This is a genomic window from Pedococcus sp. P5_B7, assembly GCF_054049895.1.
This window is the reverse complement of the sequence record NZ_JBFULM010000004.1, coordinates 68,406-94,778: the sequence shown is the minus strand read 5'-3', so window position 1 is coordinate 94,778 and position 26,373 is coordinate 68,406. Positions and strand designations below refer to the sequence as shown.

General features: G+C 70.2%; 22 protein-coding genes. 10 read left to right on the top strand and 12 right to left on the bottom strand.

Translation table 11 applies throughout. The features are described 5' to 3' along the window. Positions 1 to 91: 91 nt before the first annotated feature. On the bottom strand, positions 92 to 1,528 hold the full coding sequence (locus ACXJKD_RS11010; RefSeq protein ID WP_457254587.1) for a tetratricopeptide repeat protein: 1,437 nt from the start codon (positions 1,526 to 1,528) through the stop codon (positions 92 to 94). Between the two features lie 61 nt (positions 1,529 to 1,589). Here ACXJKD_RS11010 and ACXJKD_RS11005 point away from each other — a divergent pair, with 61 nt between their 5' ends. The 4 genes from ACXJKD_RS11005 to ACXJKD_RS10990 all read left to right on the top strand — a co-directional run bounded on the left by ACXJKD_RS11005 (position 1,590) and on the right by ACXJKD_RS10990 (position 6,689). After that, positions 1,590 to 3,302 carry an FAD-dependent oxidoreductase gene (locus tag ACXJKD_RS11005; RefSeq protein WP_457254586.1) on the top strand — a complete coding sequence of 571 codons (1,713 nt, stop codon included), beginning with the start codon at positions 1,590 to 1,592 and terminating at the stop codon, positions 3,300 to 3,302. A 165-nt stretch (positions 3,303 to 3,467) separates the two neighbouring features. Beyond that, on the top strand, positions 3,468 to 4,658 hold the full coding sequence (locus ACXJKD_RS11000; RefSeq protein ID WP_457254585.1) for a YibE/F family protein: 1,191 nt from the start codon (positions 3,468 to 3,470) through the stop codon (positions 4,656 to 4,658). Positions 4,659 to 5,008: 350 nt separating this feature from the next. Further along, entirely contained in the window at positions 5,009 to 5,620 is a 612-nt protein-coding gene (locus tag ACXJKD_RS10995; RefSeq protein ID WP_457254583.1) for an ABC transporter substrate-binding protein, read from the top strand. Between the two features lie 241 nt (positions 5,621 to 5,861). Then, a complete protein-coding gene (locus tag ACXJKD_RS10990; RefSeq protein ID WP_457254582.1) occupies positions 5,862 to 6,689 on the top strand; it encodes a hypothetical protein in 828 nt (275 codons plus the stop codon). Positions 6,690 to 6,750: 61 nt separating this feature from the next. Here the strand turns inward: ACXJKD_RS10990 and ACXJKD_RS10985 are convergent, their stop codons facing one another. The 6 genes from ACXJKD_RS10985 to ACXJKD_RS10960 form a co-directional block, all read right to left on the bottom strand. Then, the gene (locus tag ACXJKD_RS10985; protein ID WP_457254581.1) at positions 6,751 to 7,044 is read right to left on the bottom strand and encodes a phosphatase RsbU N-terminal domain-containing protein; all 294 of its coding nucleotides are present in this window, start codon (positions 7,042 to 7,044) and stop codon (positions 6,751 to 6,753) included. Next, the gene (locus ACXJKD_RS10980) at positions 7,037 to 7,426 is read right to left on the bottom strand and encodes an STAS domain-containing protein (RefSeq protein WP_457254580.1); all 390 of its coding nucleotides are present in this window, start codon (positions 7,424 to 7,426) and stop codon (positions 7,037 to 7,039) included. The genes ACXJKD_RS10985 and ACXJKD_RS10980 overlap by 8 nt, the downstream gene beginning before the upstream one ends. After that, positions 7,423 to 8,322: an STAS domain-containing protein gene (locus tag ACXJKD_RS10975; RefSeq protein ID WP_457254579.1), complete on the bottom strand. Its 900-nt coding sequence runs from the start codon at positions 8,320 to 8,322 to the stop codon at positions 7,423 to 7,425. Before ACXJKD_RS10975 ends, ACXJKD_RS10980 begins: the two co-directional genes overlap by 4 nt. Continuing rightward, complete coding sequence (locus tag ACXJKD_RS10970; RefSeq protein ID WP_457254578.1) at positions 8,319 to 9,407, bottom strand: sigma-70 family RNA polymerase sigma factor; 1,089 nt, start codon at positions 9,405 to 9,407, stop codon at positions 8,319 to 8,321. The genes ACXJKD_RS10975 and ACXJKD_RS10970 overlap by 4 nt, the downstream gene beginning before the upstream one ends. Positions 9,408 to 10,953: 1,546 nt before the next feature. Beyond that, positions 10,954 to 12,606: a hypothetical protein gene (locus ACXJKD_RS10965; protein ID WP_457254577.1), complete on the bottom strand. Its 1,653-nt coding sequence runs from the start codon at positions 12,604 to 12,606 to the stop codon at positions 10,954 to 10,956. Positions 12,607 to 13,009: 403 nt separating this feature from the next. Continuing rightward, positions 13,010 to 14,566 (bottom strand): dolichyl-phosphate-mannose--protein mannosyltransferase, encoded by a 1,557-nt coding sequence (locus ACXJKD_RS10960; protein ID WP_457254576.1) that lies wholly within the window; start codon positions 14,564 to 14,566, stop codon positions 13,010 to 13,012. 50 nt (positions 14,567 to 14,616) lie between these two features. On the opposite strand from ACXJKD_RS10960, the gene rsmI reads away from it, so the two are divergent. Both rsmI and ACXJKD_RS10950 read left to right on the top strand, forming a co-directional pair. Beyond that, positions 14,617 to 15,465, top strand: a complete 849-nt coding sequence (gene rsmI, locus ACXJKD_RS10955) for a 16S rRNA (cytidine(1402)-2'-O)-methyltransferase (RefSeq protein WP_457254574.1) — start codon at positions 14,617 to 14,619, stop codon at positions 15,463 to 15,465. Between the two features lie 56 nt (positions 15,466 to 15,521). Further along, complete coding sequence (locus ACXJKD_RS10950) at positions 15,522 to 16,280, top strand: hypothetical protein (RefSeq protein WP_457254573.1); 759 nt, start codon at positions 15,522 to 15,524, stop codon at positions 16,278 to 16,280. A gap of 36 nt (positions 16,281 to 16,316) precedes the next feature. Here ACXJKD_RS10950 and ACXJKD_RS10945 read toward each other — a convergent pair whose 3' ends face one another. The 3 genes from ACXJKD_RS10945 to ACXJKD_RS10935 all read right to left on the bottom strand — a co-directional run bounded on the left by ACXJKD_RS10945 (position 16,317) and on the right by ACXJKD_RS10935 (position 18,560). After that, positions 16,317 to 17,090 carry a CPBP family intramembrane glutamic endopeptidase gene (locus ACXJKD_RS10945; RefSeq protein ID WP_457254572.1) on the bottom strand — a complete coding sequence of 258 codons (774 nt, stop codon included), beginning with the start codon at positions 17,088 to 17,090 and terminating at the stop codon, positions 16,317 to 16,319. A 49-nt stretch (positions 17,091 to 17,139) separates the two neighbouring features. Further along, a complete protein-coding gene (locus ACXJKD_RS10940) occupies positions 17,140 to 17,739 on the bottom strand; it encodes a DUF4126 domain-containing protein (protein ID WP_457254570.1) in 600 nt (199 codons plus the stop codon). Between the two features lie 176 nt (positions 17,740 to 17,915). Further along, positions 17,916 to 18,560 (bottom strand): hypothetical protein, encoded by a 645-nt coding sequence (locus ACXJKD_RS10935; protein ID WP_457254569.1) that lies wholly within the window; start codon positions 18,558 to 18,560, stop codon positions 17,916 to 17,918. Positions 18,561 to 18,748: 188 nt separating this feature from the next. On the opposite strand from ACXJKD_RS10935, the gene ACXJKD_RS10930 reads away from it, so the two are divergent. Both ACXJKD_RS10930 and ACXJKD_RS10925 read left to right on the top strand, forming a co-directional pair. Further along, a complete protein-coding gene (locus ACXJKD_RS10930) occupies positions 18,749 to 20,845 on the top strand; it encodes a sensor histidine kinase (RefSeq protein ID WP_457254568.1) in 2,097 nt (698 codons plus the stop codon). Next, positions 20,842 to 21,519, top strand: coding sequence for a response regulator (locus ACXJKD_RS10925; protein WP_457254567.1), 678 nt, complete (start codon positions 20,842 to 20,844; stop codon positions 21,517 to 21,519). The genes ACXJKD_RS10930 and ACXJKD_RS10925 overlap by 4 nt, the downstream gene beginning before the upstream one ends. A 22-nt stretch (positions 21,520 to 21,541) precedes the next feature. Here ACXJKD_RS10925 and ACXJKD_RS10920 read toward each other — a convergent pair whose 3' ends face one another. After that, on the bottom strand, positions 21,542 to 22,105 hold the full coding sequence (locus ACXJKD_RS10920) for a hypothetical protein (protein WP_457254566.1): 564 nt from the start codon (positions 22,103 to 22,105) through the stop codon (positions 21,542 to 21,544). 196 nt (positions 22,106 to 22,301) lie between these two features. Continuing rightward, complete coding sequence (locus tag ACXJKD_RS10915) at positions 22,302 to 23,249, bottom strand: endonuclease domain-containing protein (RefSeq protein ID WP_457254565.1); 948 nt, start codon at positions 23,247 to 23,249, stop codon at positions 22,302 to 22,304. Positions 23,250 to 23,485: 236 nt separating this feature from the next. Between ACXJKD_RS10915 and metG the strand changes: the two genes are divergently transcribed. Next, positions 23,486 to 25,333: a methionine--tRNA ligase gene (gene metG, locus ACXJKD_RS10910; protein WP_457254564.1), complete on the top strand. Its 1,848-nt coding sequence runs from the start codon at positions 23,486 to 23,488 to the stop codon at positions 25,331 to 25,333. Then, positions 25,320 to 26,180, top strand: coding sequence for a TatD family hydrolase (locus ACXJKD_RS10905; protein WP_457254563.1), 861 nt, complete (start codon positions 25,320 to 25,322; stop codon positions 26,178 to 26,180). The genes metG and ACXJKD_RS10905 overlap by 14 nt, the downstream gene beginning before the upstream one ends. Positions 26,181 to 26,373: the final 193 nt, after the last annotated feature.

Sequence of the window (26,373 nt, the reverse complement as noted above, 5' to 3'; positions counted from 1 at the left end):
CCGCGTGGCCGTCCCGGTTCACCGCCCAGGCGAACCGGGACGGCTCCGCCCTTCCCCCGTCCGCTCAATACTCGGTATGCCGTGTGGGCAGCTATGCGAGGTCGGGCTTGGTCAGGATCGACCGTTCGTCTGCGGCGTCCACCACGGCACCGATCCGGTCGTACGTCGCCAGTGCCGCTTCGTGCTGGGCGCGGGCCCGATCCAGGTCGCCCCCTGACTCGTAGATGCGTCCGAGCAGCGAGGAGACCCGGGCCGCCTCGTACGTCAGGTCGATCTCGGTGAAGAGCCGGTGCGCGTTGCGTGCCGCCCTCTCGGCGTCGGCGAGGTCGTCCTGGGCGAGGAGGACCGCGGCCTCGCCGGCGTCGGCGACCGCCCGCAGGGCGGGTGTCCCGTGGTGCGACGCGATCTCGGCCAGTTCGGCCGCGGCCGTCCGCGCCGTCGGGAGATCGTCAAGCATCAGGGCGACCTCGAGCTGAGTGGGAAGCAGCTTCGCTCGCTCCAGTGCACCCAGGCCCTGGCTGCCGAGCATCCGCCGCAGGCCTGTGGCGGCGGCCCCCGGGCGACCCCGCTGGACGAGCGCCCGGGCGAGACCCGGCTGCGGCGTCACGCCCATCTCCTCCGCCTGCCGGAAGGCATCCTCCGCCGCGTCGAGCTCACCCAGCTTGAGCCTGACCTCGCCCAGCTCCCGGAAGGCGAGCGCGGAGAAGGTCAGGTTGAAGGAGCCCAGCTCTGTCGTGGCGGTCAGAGCCTCGTCCTCCGCCTCGGCCAGGAACCCTCGCAAGCGGAGGATCTCGGCCCGGTGGACCCGGCAGACACCGGGGAAGCCGTTGATGGCCTGCCGGTTGCACCATCGCGTGGCTGCCTCGGTCCACCGACCCGCGGCCTGCCAGTCGGCGACCTGTGCGTTGACCGCGATCATCATGCAGTAGATCATTCCGGTCGCGCGGGCACCCAGGTCGCCGGCCACGGCGCCTTGCGTCGCCTCCTCCACCATGCGAAGGCCCCGGTCGGGGTCGTCGGAGTACACCAGGCCGATGCCGTGGAAAGCATGTCCCAGTGCGTACAGGTCCTTGTCGCCATGTCGTGCGCCCAGGTCCTCAGCCTTCTTGGCACATTCGACCACCGCACCGAGGTCGCCGATGTCGCGCGCGGCGATGCTGCGCGCGAAGCTGAGCCACCCGTGCTCGGCGTTCTCGGGTTGTCCCTCGAGCAGCCGAGCAGCGTTCTGCAGCCACCCCGTGGCCGTGCCGCGCTCACCGAGGTCGCCGTAGTGCTGGGCGAGGTCGATCGCCACGTGAGCCGCCCGGCTGGGGTTGCCCTGCTTCCGGTGCGTCTCGTAGGCGCGCTCACGAAGCGCCATGCAGTGGCGCATCTTGCCGATCCACCAGGCGCACTCGGCCATCTGGTCGAGCTCGTCGGGACCGAGCGGCGCGACAGCATCCGCCGCCGCGAAGAGCTGAAACGCCTCGCCCCACGCGTAGCGCGACACGGCGTCGCTGGCCTCGGGAAGCGTCGAGGGCTCGGTCATGATGTCAGTGTCCAAGAAAGTCGGGCTCGTCGCTACGAATCCGTGACGTCACAATGGGGGCGTGGCCCCCATCCCGGCTCCGCGAGACGTCGACCCACCCGAGCGACGTCCGGTCATCCTGGCTGTCGACGACGACCCGGACGCCATCGAGCTCCTGGGCGAAGAGCTGAACGACCGTTACGGCCGCGCCTACCAGATACGGACCGCCCGCGCGGCGACCTCGGCGCTGAACCAGCTGACCGCTCTGCGGGAGGCAGGGGAGCGGGTGGCCCTGGTCCTGTCCGACCAGTGGCTGCCCGACGGCACGGGGTGCGAGCTCCTGGCCCAGGCCAGGGAGCTCTTCCCCCACTCCCGCCGGCTCCTCCTGATCTCGTGGGGCGAGTGGGCGATGGATGCCACAGCCCACCCGCTGCGCCGAGGCATCGGCCTCGGACAGATCGACTACTACGCCATCAAGCCGTGGCGGGCAGCCGACGAGCTGTTCCACCGGACGGTGACCGAGAACCTCCACGAGTGGGTCGGCTCAGACGCGTCGCTGTCGCGGGAGCTGTCGATCGTCGCCGAGGCAGGCAACGCCCGGGCCTCAGAGCTGCGCAGCCTGCTCAGCCGAAACCGGGTGCCCTTCGTCTTCCACCCGACAGGGTCGCCAGCGGGCAGGCTGATCCTCGACGAGGTCGGCGAGGCCGACGCCGCCGTTCCCGTCGTCGTCCAGCGCAACGGGCGGGTTCTGGTCGACCCGACCAACATCGAGATCGCCGAAGCGTATGGCGCGCGCACCCGCCTGCAAGGCTCCCGTGAGTACGACGTCACCGTCGTGGGCGCCGGGCCCTCCGGGCTCGCCGCGGCCGTGTACGCCTCGTCGGAAGGGTTGCGCACCCTGGTGATCGAACGCGAGACGATCGGCGGTCAGGCCGGGTCGAGCTCACTGATCCGCAACTACCTCGGCTTCCAGCGTGGAGTCACGGGTGCCGACCTCGCCACCCGGGCGCACCAGCAAGCGTGGGTGTTCGGGACGACGTTCTTACAGATGTGCCAGACCCAGGAGATCCGCAGCGACGCCGACCGGCTGTACCTGACCACGTCGAACTGTGCGGAGATCGCGACTGGCGCCGTCGTCCTCGCCATGGGGGTCAGCTACCGCCGGCTGGGCATCCCATCCCTCGACGACCTGGTCGGACGGGGCGTCTTCTATGGTGCCTCCGCCTCGGAGGCGGAACGGTTCACCGGACGGACCGTCTTCGTCGTGGGGGCCGGCAACTCGGCCGGACAGGCGGCCGTCCACCTGGCCGCGCACGCGCGCAAGGTGACCATCCTGGTGCGACGCACCACGCTCGCCGAAACGATGTCGCGCTACCTCATCGAGGAGATCGAGGGACAGCTCAACATCGACGTTCGCTACCGAACCGAGATCGTCGACGGGACGGGCGACGGAGAACTCGAGAGCCTCACCCTGCAGGACTCCGGGCGAGGTGCCATCGAGACAGTGCCGGCCGATGCTGTCTTCATCCTGATCGGTGCGAAGCCGCACACGGACTGGCTGCCCGAACAGGTCGCCCGCGACCGCTACGGCTTCGTCGTGACGGGGGCCGCAAGCAACGGCTGGTCGCCAGCCCGAGCGCCCTTCGTGTTCGAGTCGTCGATGCCGGGGGTCTTCGCGGTGGGAGACGTGCGTTCGGGGTCAGTCAAGCGCGTGGCATCTGCCGCCGGAGAAGGGTCCGTCGCGATCCAGGAGGTGCATGAGTACCTGCAACAGGTGGACTCTGCAGGGGGTTGACAGCTGCTCACCTCATCCAGAAGCGGTGTGTGTGACGGCGCTGGTACCGCCGTCGCGGTTCGCGTCGCGGGCAGGGGCACCACGGCGCCCATGGGCAAGGCAGGATGGGCGCGGTAGTCGGGCGCCCGCTCGGGGCGACCGTTCGTCGAGCGATGAGGAAGACTGGTGGCGGGACGGCACGCACACCCCCACGCGCACGCCAGCGGACTGAACACGTCACCCAAGGTGCTCCTCGCGGTGGCAGTCGTGCTCTGCGCGGTCGCGCTGGCGATGGTCTGGCTCTGGCCGGACAGCACCGCGGCTGTGGCCGGCGCCCCGGACACAAAGCAGGTCAACGGTGTCGTCACGACGATGGACGTCGAGCCCTGCCCGCCCGCCACGGACCAGCTGCAGCAGTCACAACCCCCAGCGGCGACCACCTTGCCGTGTGGCAGCGCCCAGGTGCGGCTGACGACGGGTGACCAGGCCGGCAACACGTTCACGGTCCCGCTGCCGACCGGCGTCGGGTCACCCACGGTCCACGTCGGTGACAAGGCGGTCCTGACCTACTCGCCCGGCAACGACGCGGCTTCCCGCTACGCGATCATCGACCACGAGCGAGGCACCCAGCTGTGGGCGCTCCTCGCGGCGTTCGTCCTGGCGGTGCTGGCCTTCGGGCGTTGGCGCGGTCTCACCGCGCTGCTCGGGCTGGGCTTCACCTTCACCGTCATCCTCGGGTTCGTGATCCCGGCGATCCTCGACAGCAAACCGCCGTTGCCGGTGGCCATCGTCGGCTGCTCGGCGATCGTGCTGGTCGTCCTCTACCTCACCCACGGGTTGGGACGGACGACCACGGTGGCGCTCGCGGGGACCTTGGCGAGCCTGCTGCTGACGGGACTCCTCTCGACATTGGCCGTCGGGGCCATGAGTCTCTCCGGCGCGGGCGACGAGAGCTCGTTCATCCTCGGCCAGTCCCACGGGGTCGACCTGCGGGGGCTGCTCCTCGCCGGCATCCTGATCGGCTCCCTGGGCGTCCTCGACGACGTCACCGTCACCCAGGCGGTGACGGTGGAGGAGCTCGCCCGGGCCAACCCGGAGCTGGGTGGCAAGCAGCTGTATGCCGCCGCGACGCGAGTCGGGCGGGCCCACATCGCGTCGGTCATCAACACCATCGTGTTGGCCTACGCGGGCGCGTCCCTGCCGCTGCTCGTGCTCATCGTCGCCCTCGACGACCCCCTCGGCCAGGTGCTGTCAGACCAGCTCGTTGCGACCGAGCTGGTCCGTAGTGCTGTCGGCACCATCGGACTCATCGCGGCGGTCCCCATCACGACCGCCGCCGCGGCATACGTCGCCCGCTCGCGCCGGACACCTGCGTGAGGCTTGGTCCGCTGCCGTGACGACCGGGTCCAGCTCGCGCGGGACGCCTTGAGGGCTGGTGCATGACGCGGAGCGCTGGTCAGCCGCGACCACGCCTCCCGCACGGCGTAGGGCCAGTTGAGCGCAATTGAAGCCCGCGCCTCTCCCTGATCTCCCGTCATGCGCGCCCTGGGTGGGGGTCTTCAGTACGTGCCACGACCGGGCGCCAGCACCGCACGAGAGATGGGCTGGCGAGCCGGACCGGGCACGACATCGCAGGTCCATCAGCGGGTGCCCGACAGGGAGCCCCGGGAGGAGAACCCATCATGTTGCAAGCGAAGTCAGCACGAACCGGTGACCACACGGCAGGCATGGTGCGCAAGAGGTTCACCACGCGCGTCGTGGCCATCGTCGCGGCGGCCACCGTCGCAACCACTGGTCCGCTCCTCGTGGGCTCTGCGCAGGCCGCCTCACCTCACGCGGGTGCAGCGAAGGCGGCCCACTCGACGACGAGCGCGGGCAAGGCCTGGAGCTACCAGGGGACGTGGACCGACAAGAAGGGCCGGACCGGGGCCGCCACGGTGGACATCGTGCCGCAGAAGTTCTGGAGCTCCGGCGACAAGCTGATGATGCGCAGTGCCGTCACGACCACGCTGCAGGGCGCCCGTGGCTCGGTGCCGCACACCAAGACGATGAACCTGCCGGTGCAGCAGGCGACCACCGGCGCCATGGGCGCTGGCGTGATGGCCGCAAGCTGCGACATCCTGAACCTGGTGCTCGGCCCACTGGACCTGAACCTCTTGGGGCTTGAGGTCCACCTCGACCAGGTGGTGCTCGACATCATTGCCACGACCGGGGCGGGCAACCTCCTGGGCAACCTTCTCTGCGCGGTCGCCGGCCTCCTCGACGGCGGCGGTCCGCTCGGCCAGATCGCGGGCCTGTTGAACCAGATCCTCGCCATCCTCAACGGACTGGGGGTCTGAGCGCTCCAGCCTCGAACCCTCGCGGGCAGTGGCGCCCTGCGCGCGACGAGCGGCGCCACTGTCGGGCGAGGCGAGACCCGGAGGACCGGCGGGGGCCAGCTCCTCCGGGTTTCGCCCGGCCCGAGCCGGGGTAGGTACCTGGAGGCGGCAGACCCCGCCCCGGGACCGTCACGGAGCACTGGTGCACATCGGCACACGTCCGGACGACGATCTTGTCCAGGCCCCTTTCAAGGAGGCACACATGAGCAGCACGCACGAACCGCGCGGTACCGAGCAGGACGAAAGACGCAGCACTGACCGCGACCTGGCAGACAGCGATCGGCGTGACGGCAGGCAGGCAGAGCGGCTGGACGACCGCGACCGCATGGCCGACCGCGACCGGGTGGCCGACCGCGACCGGGTGGCCGACCGCGACCGGGTGGCCGACCGCGACCGGGTYGSCGACCGCGACCGGGTCGSCGACCGCGACCGGGTCGGCGACCGCGACCGGGTTGCCGACGGCGACCGCCTGGCCGCGGTCCAGGCGGACCGGTTCGGTGGGGTGAAGATCGGCTCGGCCTTCTTCGGCTGGCTCACCGCCATGGGCATGGCCGTCATCCTCACTGCTCTCCTGGCAGCCGCCGGGACGGCGGTGGAGCTGGGCACCGGGACGGACGCGGGCGAGGCTGTCGACGCCGCTTCCGAACAGGTGGCCACCGTGGGAGTCGTGGGTGCCCTTGCCCTCGCGATCATCCTCTTCGTCAGCTACTACTGCGGCGGGTACGTCGCCGGTCGGATGGCTCGGTTCAACGGCGCCAAGCAAGGTTTCGCCGTGTGGCTGTGGGCGCTCGTCGTCGCCGTGGTGGTGGCGGTCGTCGGAGCCGTGGCGGGAAGCAAGTACGACGTCCTCGGACAGCTGAACAGCTTCCCCCGCCTGCCGGTGAGCACGTCAGAGCTGAACACCGCTGGTGTGGTGGCCCTGGTCCTGGCCGCCGTGGCCAGCTTGGTGGGTGCGATCGCCGGCGGTGCCGCCGGCATGCGGTTCCACCGCCGGGTCGACCGGGTCGACCCGATCGACGTCGCTGACTAGATAGGCAGCATCCCCACGGCGCGGTCTCTGACGCAGGAGACCGCGCCGTGGGATGTCGCCGTCACTCGGACGACGTCCGCAGGCGTCGGTGGGCCATGTCGAAGGTGGCGAGCACCTCGAGGAGGAAGTCGCCCGCGGCGGTCGTGACGCGACCGACGTCCTCGCGGGGGGTGTCCGCCAGGACCTCGGCCAGGACGACGTGGTGCACGTGCACCAGGTCGAGCAAGCTGACCCCGTGGACGATGGCGCGGCGCCCGAGGTCGTAGCCGTCGGTGAGGGCGGCTTCGCTGCGCCGCGGGAGATATCGCTGGAACGCCACGCGGTAGTCGAGCGTGACGTCGTCCAGGTCACTCATGACCGTGCTTCCCGGCGCCGTTCACCCGTGCCAGGTAGGCCAGGCCCTCCTCGAGGTCGAGGGACGTCGGCACATCACCCATGTCCATGCCCAGGCGCACCATCGAGAAGGCGACCTCCGGTTGGATCCCCACGATCACCGTCACCGCTCCCCGCAGGCGCGCGATGTCGGCAATCGATCGAAGCGTGCGAGAGGCGAAGCTGTCGATCACGTCCAGGGCAGCCACGTCGATGATGACCCCACGAGCCCGATGCTCGCCGATCCGGCTGACGAGGTCGTTCTGGAACCGGACCATCTCCGAGTCGTCCAGGGCAGTGTGGACCGACGCGACGAGGGTGTCACCCTGACGCAGGATGGAGACGAGGGCCGGTCCTGAGTTCACGAGCCGTCAGTCACCACCTTGCGCGTGACCGTGAAGCCGAGCAGTCGCTCGGCCTCCTCGAGCCCGCCCTGGAGGTCGCCGATCGTGTTCATCTTGCTCAGGTCGACCCCGATCGTGACCAAGGTCTGGGCGATGGTGGGGGACAGCCCGGTGATGATCACGCTCGCCCCCATCAGCCGTGAGGCATCCACCGTCTGGACGAGGTGGTTGGCGACGGTCTCGTCCACCTCCGGTGCGCCGGTGATGTCGATGACGACGACCTTGGCCCGGTGGGTGCGGATGCCGCTGAGCAGCTGCTCGGTCAGCTGGCGAGCCCGCTCGCCGTCCAGGACTCCGATGATCGGGAGGATGAGCAGCCGTTCGCGCACCGGCAGCACTGGCGTCGACAGCTCGCGGATCGCGTCCTGCTGCTGCCTGATGACGCGTTCGCGCTCTTCGACGAAGCTGACCGCCACGGTGTTGGCGATGCGGTTGGCGGCCGGCTCGTACGCGTCGAGGATGCGGTTGAGCAGGCCGAAGTCGCGCTGGTACTTCTCGAAGAGGGAACGAGCCAGGACATCGCGCAGCAGCAGCACGATGCCGACCACCTCGTGGGTCTCGACGCCTCGGGGGATGATGCGTTCGGACAGGTCTCGCGCATAGTGCTGCAACGCCTCGACGCTGCCCGTCTCGAGCACCTCGACGTAGTTGTCGTACACCGAGGTGGTCTCTGCGGACATCTCTTGCGGGGTCATCGCCTCCAGCAGGTGGGCATCGCGGATGCGGGAGGCCCACTCGTCGCGGAGCTTCGCCCGGTGTTCCCGAAGGTGTGCCACCAGCTGGGGGAGCAGCTGGTCGCCGCTCGAGGGTGCGTCGTGAACCGCCTCGATCTCCTGCTCGCCGTCGTCCTGGCTCATGCGCTTCCCTTCTTGTCGAACCACTTGGTCATCGTCACGGTGGTGCCGTGTCCGGGCTCGGAGACGATGTTGAACTCATCCATGAGACGGCGGGCTCCGGGCAGTCCGAGGCCCAGGCCGTCATACGTGCTGAAGCCGTCCTTGAGGGCGACCTCGACATCGGCGATGCCGGGACCCGTGTCGCGGGCCACCACGTGGATCCCAGCCCGTGGTCCCTCCAGCAGCTCGATGGTCACCTCGCCGGTCGACGCGAACCGGACGATGTTCCGCGCGACCTCCGAGACCGCCGTCGCGAGCATGGTCAGGTCTGCCCCCGAGAAGCCCGCGCGGACCGCAAGCTCGCGCGCTGCCTGACGGGCGGCGACGATGTCCGGGTCCGCGCTGATGGGCACGTGGATCTCGTTGTCGCGCAGCGGTCCTCTGCCCAGGAGCGGCTGGCTGAGCTTGGCGCAGAGCTCGCACTCGAGAAGGTGCCTGCCGGCGTCCACCTCGCGCTGGCGGCGCCGGTCCGCGCTCGACAGCGCGAGCAGCACGGGACGGCACTCGGCGGTCGGCGGCTCGGTGCGCTCGAGGGCGAGGAGGTACTCGACCCGCAGACGTGCCCTGGTCCGCTTCAGCTGGGCCGCGACCGCGCCCGCAGTGCTGCCTGACTCCTCGGCCAGGGATCGGGTCGCCTGGCCAGTGATCTCGTGGGCCAGCAGGACCTCACGTTCTCGATCGGTCAACCGGCGTAGGGCCTCGTTGATCGCCGACTGCTCCTCGGACGCGACGACCACGTCCTCGGCCTCGTCGGGCACGCTGGGATCCAGGGCGCGGTGGCGATTGCGAGACTCACTGTCCTTGCGGCGCCACATCGTCGCCATGACGTTCCGGGCCGTGGCGATCGCGTACGGCTCGATCATCCCCGGCTCGATGCGGTCCTCGGCCTCGAGCACCCTGACCAGGGTCTCCTGCACCAGGTCCTCGGCGGCAGGGTGCTCACCCACCCGGGCAGCCACGATCCGCCGCAGCATGGGGATCAGCGCGGCGACGTCGACCGCGCCATCCGGCTGCGGCGGTTCGCCGGGTGCCCGCGCCGTGCTCACGAGTGCGACACTACGCCCAGAACGACCATTGCACGCCCCTGACCTGCGCCGATGTATGCCGTCCGGATGCCATGGCGCCCGCGGCCCGTCAACGCCGCGTGCGCGCAGTGGGATCAGCCTTGCTCCGATGCTTCCCCTTGGACACAACCCTGTGCAGCCTGTGTTGGGCGTGGCGACGGTGGAACTGCCTGGGCCTCGCGGGCAGCGGCCCCCTGCAGCCGACTGATGGTGCGCGGCCTGGTGTCCGTCGCCCAGGACTCCAGCCGTTGCAGGAGGTGCACCATCGCGAGCACGATCACCGGAGCCGCCAGGGCAACGCCTCTCATCGTGCACCACCGCCGAGGTCTCGTACCGGCGGGCGACCAGCTCCGCGCCGTGCGAGTCGGTGCGCCGACGGAAACACCGTGCCGGGCTCGATCGCGAATGGCTCGACGCGCACGGCAATGCCCATCAGGTCCAGCTCCAGTGGTCGGACCACGGGATGCAGCCCCAGGTCATCTCGGACCAGGTCCGCAGGAGCTGTGGTCCGCCTCGAGTCCCGACCCACCACGGTCCCGTCGGGCTCCCGGAGCTCGCCAGTGAGGACGCCCGTCACGAAGGCCCCCCGGGGAACGAGGACCAGGCGCTGCAGCCGAAGGTGCCCGGTCATCACCCCTGCGTTACCGCGCGGGGACCGGAACGTGCCCGTGACGGGGGTGCCGTCACTGTCCGCGGCACGCGCCTCGGCGCTGAGTCGGGGGCGGAAGGCGATCACGGTCATCAGGGACTCCAGTCGTGGGGGTTCTGGCCGATCTTGGTGAGGCGGCAGTGGCGCCCTGCGGGTGAGGGGGACGGGAGGGACGCCACTGCCGGGCCATGGGGTTGGGGGCCTGTGGGTTGGCTGACCCTTCACCCATGAAGACCCCTTCGAGCGTTGACGTGACGCGGAGCTCACGGCAGGAATGGACGGAAATGGGCTCGTTGTGCGCACGGGTGGGAGCCGAGTCCGCGGACGGCTCGCGTCACGAGGTGGATCTCAAGGCGTCAGGCCCACCGTGCGGTCTGGGCGAGGCAGGAGATGACGGTTCCCAGAGTTTGGTTGCAATATCTACGATTTGCTGGCTCTGGTGTGTCGGGGCGCGGATGCGGCATGGTGCGTTGCACGACCCAACGGGTCACTCGCCGGGCGTCGCCCCTGTCGGGCGGCGCCCAGCGAGCGGTTGATCACCGGGGGTGAAGTTCAAGCAGTCCCGAGGTGTGCTCGGGGACCTGACCGGGAGCCTGATCACCACAGGCTTCTTCAACCACAGTGCCGCCGCCTTCCGCTGCATGCAGTGCCGCACGGTGGTCGTCCCTTCGCGATGAGCCCGGGTCGGCGCAGCTCCTGACGCTGGCCGACCCGGCACCGGCTGGTGGCCGGTGCCGGGTCGGCACTGTCACAGTGTGCCCCCGGGACGTGGAGCCACTGTGCTCTGGAGCCCCTGGGGACGTGGGGCACCAGGGACATGGAAGGGGTCCGCGGCCCACCCCCTGGGTCGCGGACCCCTGTGCCATGCGGTCCTGAGGGTCAGCGCTTCTGCGCGACCTTGCGGTAGCCGGCCGAGACGCCGATACCGGCGAGCAGGAAGCCCATACCCAGCCACATCAGCGTCGGGTCCGAGCCGGTGAAGGCGAGCTCGTTGACGGCCGCCGGCTTGACGAGACCGGCCGCAGCCGGGACCGCCGAGGCGGGGTTCGCGGGCTCGGGCACCACGGTGTCGCCGTCACCGGTCACCGGCTTCTCGCAGGCCGGTCCGGCCGGAACGGCGGCGCTGACGAGCACCTGCTCGGACGAGTCCGGCACGGCCGGGGTGTCCTCGACGGTCCGGTACGCGCCGGTCGCGGTCCAACCCTCACCGGGCGAGGTGGCGGCCCAGAGCAGCTGGGTCTCCCCTGCGACCGAGCGGGTCTCGCCGGTGGCCGTCCAGGCCGCACCGGGGGACTCGACCGACCAGGTCTCCTCCCAGTGGCCGACCTCGTCGGTGGCCGGCGTGACCAGCACCTGCTCGTCCCAGGCAGGGGACACCAGCACCTCGGTCGTGGTGTCCGGCGTGGCGGCATGGTGCACGGTCGTGTAGACGGCGTCGTGGTGGACCGTGCCGTAGACCGCGTCGTGGTGCACGGTGGTGTAGACGTCGTCGTGGTGGACGGTGGTGTAGACGTCGTCGTGGTGGACCGTGCCGTAGACCGCGTCGTGGTGCACGGTCTTGTAGACGTCGTCGTGGTGGACGGTGGTGTAGACGGCGTCGTGGTGGACGGTCGTGGACACCGCGTCGTGGTGGACCGTGGTGTACACCGCGTCGTGGTGCACGGTCCGGTAGACGGCGGCGTGGTGGACGGTGGTGTAGACGGCGTCGTGGTGGACGGTGGTGTAGACGGCGTCGTGGTGGACCGTCGTGTAGACCGCCGGCGTGACGAGCGCGCCCTGGCGGGTCTGGTTCGCGGCGACCCAGCCGCCGGAGCTGTCGTTGTTGTTGGCGTTCCAGTTGGGGTCGGCGTCCCAGCGCTCCCGGCCGCTCTTGCTGACGAAGAGGTATTCCGTGACGTACACGGCCGGCGACGTCATGACCTGCTCGTCGTAGGCCGCGGTCTGCAGGACCTGCTCGTCGTAGGCCGCGGTCTGCAGGACCTGCTCGTCGTAGGCCGCGGTCTGCAGGACCTGCTCGTCGTAGGCCGCGGTCTGCAGGACCTGCTCGTCGTAGGCCGGGGTCACGACCTGCTCGTCATACGCCGGGGTCTCGACCTGCTCGTCGTAGGCGGCGGTCTCGAGGACCTGCTCGTCGTACGCCGCGGTCTCGACGACCTGCTCGTCGTAGGCAGCGGTCTGCAGGACCTGCTCGTCGTAGGCGGCGGTCTCGAGGACCTGCTCGTCGTACGCCGCGGTCTCGACGACCTGCTCGTCATAGGCGGCGCTCTCCAGGACCTGCTCGTCGTAGGCGGGCAGGCCGGGGACCGGCACCGTCACGTACTCCGCTGCGTGGTGGACGGTCTCGTACACCGCGTCCATCGCCGCGGAGTCCACCAGCCACTGGTGCCACTGCCGCTCGATGACCGCGGAGACCGAGCTCCACTCGTACTCCTGGTGCGTCACGGCAGCCGTGCCCGGCACGACGACGGTGGAGTAGACCGCCTGCTTGGCAGGAGTCCCACACGCCGGCTGGCTGTTCGCTGCGGACGCCACCCCCGGTGCGATGGCCAAACCCAGTGCTGAGACCGCAACCGCGATCGATACCCGCTTCGTGTTCATCTGTAGAGCCCCTGCCCTCTTGTCCCGAATGTGGTGACGCAGAGGGTGCGGTTCAGTCGTTCGCACCACACCCCTGCGTGCTGCGCTGAGTGTGTGGTGGAGGTCAGGAAATGGTCAAGAGATAGTAAAGAGAGGGTATTGGGAACGTAAAGTGCCCTGCTCGGGAGCCAACGAAGGCAAAGCCTCCCAATCGACTCGGAAAGGGCTATCGGCCTTTGTCGCAACTATGACGATATGTACGAATATCGACGTCCGAGAGGGTGGTCAAGAAATCGTCAGGATCACCCCATTCTCAACCAAACGGCTGATCCCGCGTCTCCGTGATCCGGCTGATGCCTCAGACCCAGCTGGGGAACCACATCCGCAGCGACCACTGGCTCTGGGGGATCACCTGGGCGGTGTAGATCGGCCAGAAGAACGCGAAGATCGCCAGGGTCAGGAGGCAGTAGCCACCCACGACGTAGAGGCCGATCTCCCGTCGGCGCCAGGAGTCGGGGCGGCGGCCGAGGGCCAGCCCAAGCACGAAGACGACGGCGAAGATGATCCACGGCTCGAAGGCGACCGTGTAGAAGGAGTAGATGGTGCGCTCCTCCAGCCCGAACCACGGGAGGTAGCCACCAGCGAGCCCCGCGAGGATCGCGCCGGCCCGCCAGTCGCGCTTGAAGATCCAGTAGAACGCGAGCACGACGATCGCCGCGGCCCCCAGCCACCAGATCGAGACGGTGCCGATCGAGGTGATCGCCTTCGAGCACTGGGCGACCGCGCAGCCGCCGTCGCCCCGCTTGGGGCCCTCGTAGAAGAACGAGGTGGGCCGGCCCTGGATGACCCAGGACCAGGGGTTGGTCCGGTAGGGGTGGTTGTCGTGGAGGTTGACGTGGAACGTGTAGATCTCCTGGTGGTAGTGCCAGAGGGATCTCAGCGCATCCGGCACCCACGGAGTGTCGCGCGAGGGGTGGATCTGTCCCCATGCGCGGTCGTAGCCGAGCGGGGAGCGGAACCACCCCACCCATGACGCGAGGTAGGCCACTACCGCCGTCGAGCACATCACCAGGGCGGCCCAGAGCCCGTCGGTGACGACCGCGGACGTGAACCAGTGCCGCACCCCCACGGCCCGCCGCGCCCCCATGTCCCAGAAGACCGTCATCAGCCCGAAGGCCACGAGGAAGAACAACCCCGACCACTTGGTGCCGGCGCACAGGCCCAGGCTGAGGCCCGCCACCCAGCGCCAGGGTCGCGCCCCGAGCCAGGGCCCGAGCCGCGAGGCGAGGTCGTGGTTCGACCGGCCGGCGGCTCGCTCGGCGAGGATCGCTCGCGAGCGGTCACGGTCGATGAGCAGCGCGCAGAACGCCAGCAGCGCCCAGAACATGACGATCAGGTCGAGCAGCCCGGTCCGCGACTGGACGAAGTGGTGGCCCTCGAAGGCGACGAGGAACGCGGCGATCGTGCCCAGCAACGACGACCCGAACATCCGGCGGGCGGCCCGGCCGATCATGAGGATCGACAGCGTCCCGAGCACGCACACCGAGAAGCGCCACCCGAACGACGACGTCTGCCCGAACAGGTGCTCGCCGGCCGCGATGACCCACTTGCCGACAGGCGGGTGGACGACGAGGTCGCCGTCCGTGCCGAAGACGTCCGGGGTGCCCTGGGTGAACAGCTCGTCGGGCTTCTTGAGGGTGTCCGGCACCCGCATCTCGACGCCGTACTCGAGCATCGAGACGCCCTGCTTGACGTAGTAGGTCTCGTCGAACACGAGCTGGTGGGGGCGACCCAGTGACCAGAACCGCATCCCGCCACCCACGACCGCGAAGAACAACGGTCCGAGCCAGCCCCAGAGCGTGTCGGTGGGCCTGAATCCGAGCAGCCGTGATCGCAGCAGCTCGATCCGGGTCATGCGCGACATCGTATGCACAGCAACTCGGGCACCCCTGACAGGATGGCGCGGTGACCTCCGACCCCGGCGTCCTCGTCCTCGCCGCCACCCCGATCGGCGACCCCCGCGATGCCGCCCCCCGCTTGGCCGAGGAGATCGCGACCGCGGACGTCGTGGCGGCCGAGGACACCCGACGCCTGCGCCGGCTCTGTGCCGACCTCGGCATCACGCCGAGCGGCTCGGTCCTGAGCTACCACGAGCACAACGAGGCGTCGCGGACGCCCGAGCTCGTCGAGCGCCTCCGTGGCGGAGCGCGCGTGGTGGTCGTGACAGACGCCGGTATGCCGTCCGTGTCGGACCCCGGGTACCGCCTGGTCGACGCCGCGGTGGCGGCCGGCATCCGGGTGACCTGCGTGCCCGGCCCCAGCGCCGTCCTCATGGCCCTGGCCGTCTCGGGTCTGCCGGTCGACCGGTTCTGCTTCGAGGGCTTTCTCCCACGCAAGCCCGGCGAGAAGGCCCGGGGCCTGGCGGCGCTGGCCGAGGAGCGGCGGACGATGGTCTTCTTCGAGGCGCCGCACCGCATCGACGCGACGCTCCTGGCCATGGCGGACGCCTTCGGCGCCGACCGACGCGCGGCGGTGTGTCGCGAGCTGACCAAGACCTACGAGGAGGTGCGACGCGGGGGGCTGGCCGAGCTGGCCGCCTGGGCGGCCGACGGGCTGCGTGGCGAGATCACCGTCGTGGTGGCCGGCGCCACCCCGGCGGTGACCACCGTCGAGGAGGCGCTGCCCGGCATACAGGAGCGTGTTCGCGCAGGTGAGCGGCTCAAGGACGTCTGCGCCGACGTCGCCGCAGCCACGGGGCTGTCGAAGAAGATCCTGTACGACGCATCAGTCGAAATGCGACGTTTGCCGCGTTAAGGTGCCTCAGCGGCGACGCGAAGGGGCGTCGCCCGTCTCGGGAGGGGACCTTCACCATGCACGCCATCCACCGGACCCTCGGGGTCCTCACCATCCCGCTGCTCGCCGCGACCGCACTCGCCGGCTGTGGCAGCGACAAGCCCGACCCGGCCACGTCGTCGAGCAGCTCGAGCTCGTCGTCCACCACGACCGAGGCGAAGCCGCCCACGGCCGCCGAGCTGTTCGACCAGGCGCGCAAGACCGCGCTGGCCGCCGACAGCACCCACATCACCGGCTCGGTCACCGACGACGGCAAGCCGATGACGATCGACCTCGCCGGCACCACCGACGGGTCGAACCAGTCGCTCGAGCTCGGGGTCGGCAAGGGGGCGAAGGCGACCATCCTCACCGTCGGCGGCAAGTACTACCTGCTCGGCAACGACGAGTTCTGGACGACCCAGATCTCGAAGGATGCGGCCAAGCTGCTGTCAGGCAAGTACGTGCGGATGCCGGCCGCCGAGGCGAAGGACTTCGGTGACCTGACGATCAAGAGCCTGCTGACCGAGCTGTTCGGCGACAAGGAGATGAAGGCCGCCTTGGCGGCTCCCGACTCCAAGGTCACCAACGCGACGTACGACGGCGCTGCCGCCTACTCCATCACCGACAAGTCGGGCAAGGACAACGGCGAGCTCCTCGTGAGCGCCGACGGCAAGGCGACGATCTACAAGATCGTCGGGCCGGACGACGACACCGGCACGCTCGAGTTCAGCGAGTGGAACACGGTGGCCAAGGTCGCCGCGCCCGACCCGGACAAGGTCATCAACCTGCCCAAGTGATCTCGAAACGCCGAGCTCAGGACCACCTGGCGCGGCTCAGCTGAGCCAGGCCAGGTGGTCCTTGAGCAGGGCGTAACCGACGAAGGCCACCACGTCGAGCAGGGTGTGCGCCACCACGAGTGGCCCCACCCGCCGGGTGCGCGTGTAGACCCACCCGAAGAACAGCCCCATCACCACGTTGCCGAGGAACCCGCCGAAACCCTGGTAGAGGTGGTACGACCCGCGGATCAGGGCTGAGGTGACGACGACGGCCGGCAGCGACCACCCGGCACGCAACCACCGCGTGTATAGGTAGCCGACCATGACGACCTCCTCCAGCACGGCGTTCTGCGCGGCCGCGAGGACGAGCACCGGGATCGTCCACCAGACGTCGGTGAGGTTGGCCGCGGCGATGGTGGTGTTGAGGCCGAGCGCCCTGGCGGCGGCGTAGAGCCCGAGTCCTGGGAGGCCGACCGCGGCAGCGAGGGCCAGTCCGCGCACGAGGTCCCGGCCCGGCTGGCGCAGGTCGAAGCCCATCGCGTGGCGGGCATCCGACCGGTCGCGGGTCAGGAGGTAGAGGGCGAGCGCGACCGGCACGAGGGCGAGCGCGATGCCGACGAGCTGGTACGCCAGGTCGAGCCACGGCCGGTCGGGGGTGACGGACGAGTTCATCGCCGTGGTCTGCTGGTTGAGCGGCACGTTGCGGGTGAGCTTGTTGACCAGGGACAGCAGGGCGTAGATGCCGGACGACCCGAGGCTGACCCCCAGGACCAGCGCGGTCTCGACGACGAGGGCGCGACGCGTGGGCGGCGGGACTGCGGCGACGGTCATGGGGCCATCCTCGCGGTCCCGGCTGGACGAATCATGCGAGCGCGGCGCGTCAGGCCAGCGCTGCGCGGCCGTCCCGTCTCTTGCGCCATCGACGGACCTTGAGCCAGAGCCACACCAACAGCCAGGCCAGCAGGACCAGGAACAGCACGACGAGCACCGGGATGAAGACCGCCACGAGGCTCAGTCCCACCGATGCCCCGTCCTCCACCGTCGAGGCGATCGGGGCGCCGAAGCCCAGCGTCCCGGCGTTGATCGCTGGTCGCGCCACGGTCTTCCCGCCGTGCACCAGCCCCGAGACGATGATGCCGAGGACCACCCCCACCCAGGGGTTCTGGGTCATCCACGTCGAGTTGTCGAGCCCCTCGGCCGCAGAGGTCGCGGCGAAGACCAGGCCGCCCATGCTGGGCCGGATGAACGTCTGCACCGCGTCGTTGACGGTGTCCACCGCGGGGATCTTGTCGAGCACCACCTCGGTGAGCAACAGCACCGCGCCGATGCCGATGGCCCACCACGACTCGATCCACGAGTACGACTGGGGCAGCGTGATGAAGTCGGTGAACCGCGCGATCAGGGCGACGACGAGGAACGGGATGTAGGCGTTGAGGCCCGCTGCTGCGGACAACCCCATGCCGGTCAGTGCGGCGAACATCGGCCACCTCCTGTGCGGGTGCGGTGCACCTGTGAAGACATGTCTACTCGACGCAGGTGGCTGGTGCGCGGTTCCGCCGCTGGTTCCCGCCCGTGGCTCCACACGCAGAGGTATGCCGCGTGCGGAGTCCGCACGCGGCATACCTCGGTGGTGGTGTCAGGCTCCGTGTCGCCTGGTCAGCTGCCGTCCGCCTTCTTGCGGGCGACGACCTGGCCGAGGACGGCGTAGCCGATGACCAGGTGGGCGGCGCCGACCCAGCGGGCCACGCCCTCGCCGAAGATGCCCATCGTCGGCACGGTCACGACGGCCCAGCTCTCGGCGACCAGGGGGTAGAAGCGGGACAGGCCCGTCCAGCGGCCCGCGACGGCGATGCGGATGCCGATGAGGAACATGCCCAGCATCGAGATCGGCCAGAACATGTCGAGCGCCAGCGACGCAGGGTTGTCGAGGTTGGTCAGCCCGAAGAAGTCGGACACGGTGGACGCCATCGCCAGGGCGAGGGCGCCGGCCTCGATCCGGAGCACGGTCCGTGCGACCTTGCCGGCACCGATTGCCTTGCTGCGCCACAGGACCCGCACCAGGCACAGGACCCCGACCTGGAAGAGGAACGAGCTCGCGTTGTGGGCGTACTGGTAGGCGGTCGTGTCGCTGTTGAGCCCGAACACGACGATCATGCTCGACCACGCGAGGGCCCCGACGGTGAGCATCGTGCCGTGGCGGAAGTAGGGACGCTGGGTGAGTGGGACGGCGGGCGTCTCACGGGTGGCGGCGCCGCTGGACAGGTCCGAACGGGCCGGCGCTGAGGTCTTCGTGAGCGACATGGTGGGTCTCCTTGGTCTGTGTCGAGTCGAGTGGTCGGCACCCGGTCGGTGCCGTTGCCGAGAACTCTGCGGCGCCCCCCGACCCGGGCGGCAGGGCCCGGCGTCCCGTTCCCGGTCCTGACGTTGTCCCGCCGGATCGGGACAGCAATCCCCTGACGACGGGACACCGGCGTTGGCACACTGGCGAGGTGACCGTCGTGCCAGCCCTGCATGCCCAGGCCCCGGGCACGGCTGCGCCCGGGGCGGACGCGCGCCAGCGGCACCTCGTCGGGCCCGGGCTGCTCGTGGGGGTCCTTCTCGCCCTCGTCGTCGGGTGCGTCCTGCTCGATGCGAGGTCGACCGACGCCGAGCGGGCGCTCTACGTCTCCGAGCGCGGCGTGGTCAGCGGCGCCATCGGGGCGCTCGTGGGGCTGTGCGGCGCCGCGATCCTGGCCCTCCGTCCACGGCACGTGGTCGGGCTGGTGCTCGCCGGCACCGGCGCCTTCTGGGCGCTCGACGGTTTCTGCGAGTCGTATGCCGTGGTGGGGCTGGGCGCGCAGCCGCCCCTTCCGCTCACGGGGCTTGCCTACTGGGTGGTCTCGGAGGCCGGGTCGCTCCTGCTGGTCGCGCTACCGCTCGTGCTCGTGCTCTATCCGACCGGTCGCCTGCCGTCGGGTCGCTGGCGGCTGGTGGCCCTCGCCGCGCTCGTCATGTCGGTCACCCTGCCGATGAGCCTGATCCTGGCTCCGGACCACGTGATCTACGACGGTCGACTCCCCGACGAGGTGGTGCGGCTGCTCCCGCAGATCAGCCTCCCGCTGTCCGACGGCGGCGCGGCCGTCATCGTCCGCGTCGGCCAGGTGCTGACCCTGCTCGCGATGCCGCTGGCCGCCGCCACGGTGTTCGCCCGGCACTCGCGCTCGACCGGGGTGGAGCGCACCCAGCTGCGCTGGCTGCTGTGGGCCGCGATCGTCTGCCTGCTCGCCGGCGGCGTGATGCTGCTCGACGTCAACGGACCGGTCGGGTTCGGCGCCCTCGTCCTCGCCCTCGTGGCGACCAGCGTCTCGGTCGTCATCGGGGTGGTGCGGCCCGAGACCGGCGACATCGACGCGCTCGTCGGCGGCACGCTCGTCTACGGCGCGATCGCAGCGCTGTTCGTCCTGCTCGACCTCGGCGTCGTCGCCGCCGCGGCGGCCTTGCTCGGCGACCGGTTCCAGGAGCGGCAGGTGACGGTGCTCGTCCTGGTGCTGGCCGTCGCGGCATACGGTCCGCTGCGGTCCTGGCTCACCGCGCAGGTGCGCCGACGGGTGCTGGGGAGGCGGGGGGAGCGGTACGAGGTGGTCTCGGCGCTGGCCGAGCGCCTCGAGGAGTCCGGCGGGCTCGAGGAGCAGCTGCCGGCGCTCGCGGCGAGCGTGGCCGAGGCGTTCCGGGTGTCGTTCGTGCGCGTCGAGGTGCTCGGACCCGCGGGACAGGGACTGGCGGCGACGCACGGCACCGAGCCGTCGGCGAGCCGTTCGTTCCCCATCTCCTACCGCGGTGAGCGGATCGGGTCGATCGAGCTGCCCGACGGGGGCATCCGGGGGATGCTCTCGCGGCGCGACCAGGTGCTGCTCGTGGACGTCGTCCGGCAGGCGGCCATCGCCGTGCGCAGCAGCCTGTTGGCCCGTGAGCTGCAGGAGTCACGCGAGCAGCTGGTGCTGTCGCGTGAGGAGGACCGGCGCCGCATCCGGCGGGACCTGCACGACGGCCTCGGACCGGTCCTCGGCGGGGTCGCCATGCGCCTCGACGCAGCCGGCAACGCCGTCGACTCCGACCCGGCCACGGCGCACCGGCTCGTCGTCCAGTCGCGCGCCGAGATCACCGAGGCGCTCGCCGACGTGCGACGGCTCGTGCACGGCCTGCGCCCGCCGGCCCTCGACGACCTCGGCCTGCTGGCTGCCGTCGAGCAGCAGGCCGACCGCACGCGCGCTGCGGGACTCGAGGTGTCGGTCCGTGCCGACGACGTCGCCGCCCTGCCCGCGGCGGTGGAGGTCGCGGCATACCGGATCGTCTCGGAGGCGCTCGCGAACGTCGCCCGCCACGCCCACGCGAGCTCCTGCACGGTGACGCTCGCGACCGGCCGCGCCGACCTGGCCGTGGAGGTGCGTGACGACGGGCGTGGCATCGCGCCGGACGTCGTCGCCGGGGTCGGGCTCCGGTCGTTGCGCGAGCGCGCCGAGGAGCTCGGGGGACGCTACGAGGTGGTGTGCCCGCCCGGTGGTGGGACGACGGTGCGGGCCTGGCTGCCAGTGGGAGGCAACGGATGACGGACGACGGACCCGGTGCAGGTGCCCGCCCCGTGCGGGTGCTGATCGCCGACGACCACCCGATCTTCCGGGACGGGCTCGCGACGTTGCTCGAACCGCACCCGGGAATCGAGGTCGTCGGCCGCGCCGCCGACGGCGCCGAAGCCGTGGCGCTCGCGTCCGAGCACCGCCCCGACGTCATCGTCATGGACATCCAGATGCCGCACGTCAACGGGATCGAGGCGACGCGGCGGGTGCTGGCGGAGCAGCCGGGTGTCGGGGTCCTGGTCTTCACGATGGGGGAGGACGACGGCACGCTGCTGTCGGCGATGCGCGCCGGCGCGCGGGGCTACCTCGTCAAGGGGGCCGCGCAGGACGAGGTGGTGCGTGCGATCACCGCCGTCGCGGCTGGCGGCGTGGTGTTCGGCGCCTCCCTGGCGGCCCGCATCGGCGAGCTGCTGTCGCCGTCCCCCGCGCGGCAGGCCACGGAGTTCCCGATGCTCACCGAGCGCGAGCGCGAGGTACTCGACCTGATCGCCGCCGGGCGCTCCAACGGACAGATCGCCGCCGAGCTCTTCCTCGCGCCGAAGACGGTCCGCAACAACGTGTCGGCGATCCTGTCGAAGCTCCAGGCGACCGACCGCGCAGAGGTCATCATCCGCGCGCGGGACGCCGGGATGGGCCAACGCGACTGACCGCTCGGAGCCTCCCCGTGCGTCAGCCGAGGAGCGGGCCGACGAGGTCGGCGCAGAAGTCGACCTCGGTGAAGCGGCCGTTCATCCCCGTGATCACTGGGTCACCGATCTGCTCGCCGCCCGGCTGTCCGTCGCCGAGCAGGTCGTACGTCGTGACCATCCGCAGGGTGCCGGAGTCGCGCGTGACGACCGAGCCGGCGCTGTCGCGGACCGTGAACGAGGCGCCCGAGAGCTTGGAGTCGAAGCTCCAGATGTCGCCCTCGATGTGGGTGCCCCTGGTCTCGCGGAAGAGGCTGTGGTTGCTGATCGTGAAGAAGTGACCGTTGGCCGGGTTGGTGAAGGTGTCCACGGCCGACAGCTGCTGCCAGCCGAGGTAGGCCTCGTCAGTGCCCTTGATGGTCCGGATCGAGAAGCCCGCGTGGCCTGCAGCCGTGTGGTCGATGGTGATGCCGCACTCGTCGAAGCTCTCGGCGAAGGTGAAGTCGAACCGGTCGTGGCTGTAGAGCGCGGCGTCAGCGGGCGCGGCCACGACGACGGCGAGGGCTGCGGCTGCGACGGCGGCCTGGGTGATGGTCCTGCGGATCATGGTTCCTCCTCCGGTGGGGTGTGCCGTCCACGCTCCTCGTCCCCGGGGCGTTCGACATCGGGAAAAACCCGTAGTCCCCAGCCGGGTCGTGGAATCGGGGCCAACTGGCCCGGTTTCGCGCCCACGAGGGGCGCAAACCCTGGAAAGGGGGCCACGTGGCCCCCTTTCGGCGCGGCATTGCCCGATGCTCTGAGCGTCAGGCGACCTCCTGGGGCCCGGAGAAGTAGCGGCGCCACTCGCCCCGCAGCCGACGTGGCACCGGGACGCCCCGCTCCCGCATGGCGGCCACGATCCGATCCAGGACGCCCTGTGCTGACCCGTAGAACTGGGTCGAGGTGACCACCACGAAACGCCAGCCGTCCGCCTCGATGTCCTCCCGCCGGATCACGTCCCCCTCCCAGCGCGCCTGCACCGCCACGTGGTGGCGTCCGTCGAACTCGATCGCGAGCATCTGCTCCGGGTACGACAGGTCGAGGCGATATCTGACCCGGCCGTCCTCGTCGCTGAGCTCGAAGTTCACTCGTGGCTCGGCAAGACCGGCCAAGACCATCAGCAGGCGGAGCCGACTCTCCATCGGGGAGTCGACCTTGGCGCGCACCATGGAGGCCGCCCTCCGCGCGAGGGCCGCATGCCGCGCCGGTGACTGCACGGACGCCTCCATCAGGCGCGCGGTCGTGGTCGCCCCTGCCCCGACGAGCGAGTCGCCGAGGATGACGAGCTGGACCAGGTCACAGCTCGCTGCGAGGTCGATGAAGGTCTGCTCTGGCGTGGTCACCGGGAGCCCATGTCGGGTGGCGGGCGCAGGCATGAGCGACCGGCGGTGTGATCGGATCCCGCGGGTCTTTTGCCGGTTGCCATGGGGCATGGAGAGGTGGACGTCACCGGAGTCCGGGGGGATGCCACCCCAGAGCCTGGCTGCGGAATGGTGACTGACGATCGTGCCGACGGGCGCCGCCATCAGGGCTGCCAAGGCGCGCACGACCAAGGTCACGGTCACCGATCTGGCGATGTACACCCCCCAGAACAGCTGCTGATAGTCCCCTCCGGTCAGGTCGGCATCGCTCAGCCCCGCGGTCATGGCCCGCTGCCGGGTGAACGGTGCCTTCGGGTCGAAGGGGATCTCCCCCATGCGTCGACGGGTCACGTCGACAGCGTGCCGGTCGGGCCGCACCCTGGCCGGCGTCATCCACAGGGTCGGCTTCGATTCAGGGCCACGTGGCCCCGAATCGATGGGACACAGGCGAGCTGAAGCCGAATTGGGGCCACCTGGCCCCGTTTCCCGGAGAGGGGCGGGTCGGTATGCCGCGGGGCTGCGTCGGTGCGAAGGCGGCATACCGGCGCGGCCGAAAACCGTGTAGCGGCCACCCCTAGGATTCAGGGGTGAGCAAAGTCCTGTCTGCTGTCGCCTGGCCGTACGCCAACGGCCCCCGGCACCTCGGCCACGTGGCCGGGTTCGCCGTGCCCTCCGACGTCTTCAGCAGGTACATGCGGATGGCCGGCCACGACGTCCTCATGGTCAGCGGCTCCGACGAGCACGGCACCCCGATCCTGGTCCTCGCCGACAAGGAGGGCGTGACGCCGCAACAGCTCGTCGACACCAACCACGCGATCATCGCCTCGGAGCTGGCCGACCTCGGGTGCTCCTACGACCTCTACACGCGCACCACGACGAGCAACCACTACTCGGTCGCGCAGGAGCTGTTCACCCAGGTCTGGAAGAACGGCTACATGGTCGAGCAGACGACGAGCGGGGCCATCTCGCCGTCGACCGGGCGGACACTGCCCGACCGCTACATCGAGGGCACCTGCCCGATCTGCTCGTACCCCGAGGCGCGGGGCGACCAGTGCGACAACTGCGGCAACCAGCTCGAGCCGACCGACCTGATCAACCCGAAGTCCAGGATCAACGGCGAGACCCCGGAGTTCATCGAGACCCAGCACTTCTTCCTCGACCTCCCCGCGCTCGCCGACGCGCTGCGCGAGTGGCTGGCGGGTCGCGAGGAGAGCGGCACCTGGCGTCCGAACGTCATCAAGTTCAGCCTCAACATCCTCGACGACATCCGCCCGCGCGCCATGACCCGCGACATCGACTGGGGCATCCCCGTCCCGCTCGACGGGTGGCGCGACCAGCCGGCCAAGCGGCTCTACGTCTGGTTCGACGCCGTCATCGGCTACCTGTCCGCCTCGGTCGAGTGGGCGCGCCGCCAGGGCGACGCGGAGCGCTGGCGCGAGTGGTGGAACGACCCCGAGGCGCTGTCCTACTACTTCATGGGCAAGGACAACATCACCTTCCACTCCCAGATCTGGCCGGCCGAGCTCCTCGGGTATGCCGGTCACGGAAGCCGTGGGGGCGAGCCCGGTGAGTTCGGGGTGCTCAACCTGCCGACCGAGGTCGTGTCGAGCGAGTACCTCACCATGGAGGGCAAGCAGTTCTCGACGTCGCGCGGCTACGTCATCTACATCCGCGACGTGCTGGAGCGCTACGGCCCCGACGCCATCCGCTACTACATCTGCGCGGCCGGCCCCGAGAACCAGGACGCCAACTTCACCTGGGCCGAGTTCGTCCAGCGCAACAACTCGGAGCTCGTCGCGGGCTGGGGCAACCTGGTGAACCGCACGGCGGCGATGGTTGCGAAGAGCTTCGGCGAGATCCCGCAGCCCGGGCCGCTGGAGCCGGTCGACGAGGCGGTCCGCGCCAAGGTGCTGGCTGCCTTCGACGTGGTGGGCGACCTGCTGGCGAAGCAGCGGATCAAGACCGCGGTGGCCGAGGCGATGCGGACCGTCGGCGAGGTCAACAAGTACGTCACCGACACCGAGCCGTTCAAGCTCAAGGGCGACGACCAGCGTGAGCGGCTGGCCACCGTGCTGCACACGCTCGCGCAGTGCGTGGCTGACCTCAACCGCATCCTGGCGCCGTTCCTGCCGCACTCGTCCAACGCCGTGCACGCGGCGTTCGGCGGTGGCGAGGGCACGTTCATGCCGATGCCGGTGCTCCAGGACGTCTCCGGTCTGGACGAGGGTGACGCCGACCGCAGCTACCCGATCATCACCGGTGAGTACTCAGGGACCCCCCGCTGGGAGTCCCAACCCGTGGTCATCGGGGCGACTGTGGTGAAGCCCACTCCGATCTTCACCAAGCTCGACGAGGCCGTCGTCGAGGAGGAGCTCGCCCGCCTGCGCGGCGACGCCCCGGCTGATGGTGACACCGCTGGTGATGGCGAAGGCTGACCCGGGGAAAGGCGGGCACCACCGGGTGCCCGATGCCCCCGACCCCCTGCCGATCGCGGTCGTGGACAACCACACGCACCTCGACATCGCCCGGGATGGCGAAGGGGCGCCCGACGTGGCAGCCGCGATCGCTGCCGCCAAGGCGGTCGGGGTCGACCGGCTGGTGCAGATCGGCTGCGACCTGCCGGGGGCGCGGTTCACCGTCGACATGGTCGACCGGCACCCGGCGATGCTGGGCGGTGTCGCCCTGCACCCCAACGAGGCACCCAGGCTCGCCGAGGCTGGGACCCTTGACGCGGCATACGCGGAGATCGAGGAGCTGGCTGCGCATCCGAGGGTGCGGGTCATCGGCGAGACCGGGCTTGACTACTACCGCACCGGCCCCGATGGCGTTGGGGCACAACAGGACTCGTTCCGCTGGCACATCGACCTCGCCAAGCGCACCGGCAAGGCCCTGCAGATCCACGACCGCGACTCCCACGACGACGTGCTGCGCATCCTCGAGGAGGAGGGGGCGCCCGAGCGGACCGTCATGCACTGCTTCTCCGGCGACGTCTCGATGGCGCGCACCTGCGCCGACCGCGGCTACTACCTGTCGTTCGCCGGCACGGTCACCTTCAAGAACGCCCGCGGACTGCGTGACGCGCTGTCGGTGACCCCGCTCGACCGGGTCATGGTCGAGACCGACGCGCCCTACCTGACGCCTGCGCCGTGGCGCGGGGCGACCAACGCGCCCTACCTCGTGCCGCTCACCATCCGGGCGATGGCGGGGGTCCTGGGCGTCGCCGTGCCGACCCTCTGCCAGGCCGTGAGCGACAACGCGGAGGCCGTCTACGGCCCGTGGTGACCCCTCGCGGACGCCCCGCGGACGCCCCCAGACGCCCCCCGCGAATCACATCGGTGTGGCTTGGCGAAACCCCGACTCTTCCGTTACCAAAATTTGACCTTTGCCGAAAAGGTGGTCATGGTGGATGACTGTTGGCCGGGGTTCAGATCCTCCCGGTGACGCGATGAGGGGTTGTTCAACCGCCACGACGGCG

Excerpts from the sequence above, each read along its gene's own strand:
- ACXJKD_RS11010 (WP_457254587.1), bottom strand. The coding sequence starts at position 1,528 with ATGACCGAGCCCTCGACGCTTCCCGAGGCCAGCGACGCCGTGTCGCGC.
- ACXJKD_RS10995 (WP_457254583.1), top strand. The coding sequence starts at position 5,009 with ATGGTGCGCAAGAGGTTCACCACGCGCGTCGTGGCCATCGTCGCGGCG.
- ACXJKD_RS10985 (WP_457254581.1), bottom strand. The coding sequence starts at position 7,044 with ATGAGTGACCTGGACGACGTCACGCTCGACTACCGCGTGGCGTTCCAG.
- ACXJKD_RS10975 (WP_457254579.1), bottom strand. The coding sequence starts at position 8,322 with ATGAGCCAGGACGACGGCGAGCAGGAGATCGAGGCGGTTCACGACGCA.
- ACXJKD_RS10960 (WP_457254576.1), bottom strand. The coding sequence starts at position 14,566 with ATGACCCGGATCGAGCTGCTGCGATCACGGCTGCTCGGATTCAGGCCC.
- ACXJKD_RS10950 (WP_457254573.1), top strand. The coding sequence starts at position 15,522 with ATGCACGCCATCCACCGGACCCTCGGGGTCCTCACCATCCCGCTGCTC.
- ACXJKD_RS10945 (WP_457254572.1), bottom strand. The coding sequence starts at position 17,090 with ATGACCGTCGCCGCAGTCCCGCCGCCCACGCGTCGCGCCCTCGTCGTC.
- ACXJKD_RS10940 (WP_457254570.1), bottom strand. The coding sequence starts at position 17,739 with ATGTTCGCCGCACTGACCGGCATGGGGTTGTCCGCAGCAGCGGGCCTC.
- ACXJKD_RS10935 (WP_457254569.1), bottom strand. The coding sequence starts at position 18,560 with ATGTCGCTCACGAAGACCTCAGCGCCGGCCCGTTCGGACCTGTCCAGC.
- ACXJKD_RS10925 (WP_457254567.1), top strand. The coding sequence starts at position 20,842 with ATGACGGACGACGGACCCGGTGCAGGTGCCCGCCCCGTGCGGGTGCTG.
- ACXJKD_RS10920 (WP_457254566.1), bottom strand. The coding sequence starts at position 22,105 with ATGATCCGCAGGACCATCACCCAGGCCGCCGTCGCAGCCGCAGCCCTC.
- ACXJKD_RS10905 (WP_457254563.1), top strand. The coding sequence starts at position 25,320 with ATGGCGAAGGCTGACCCGGGGAAAGGCGGGCACCACCGGGTGCCCGAT.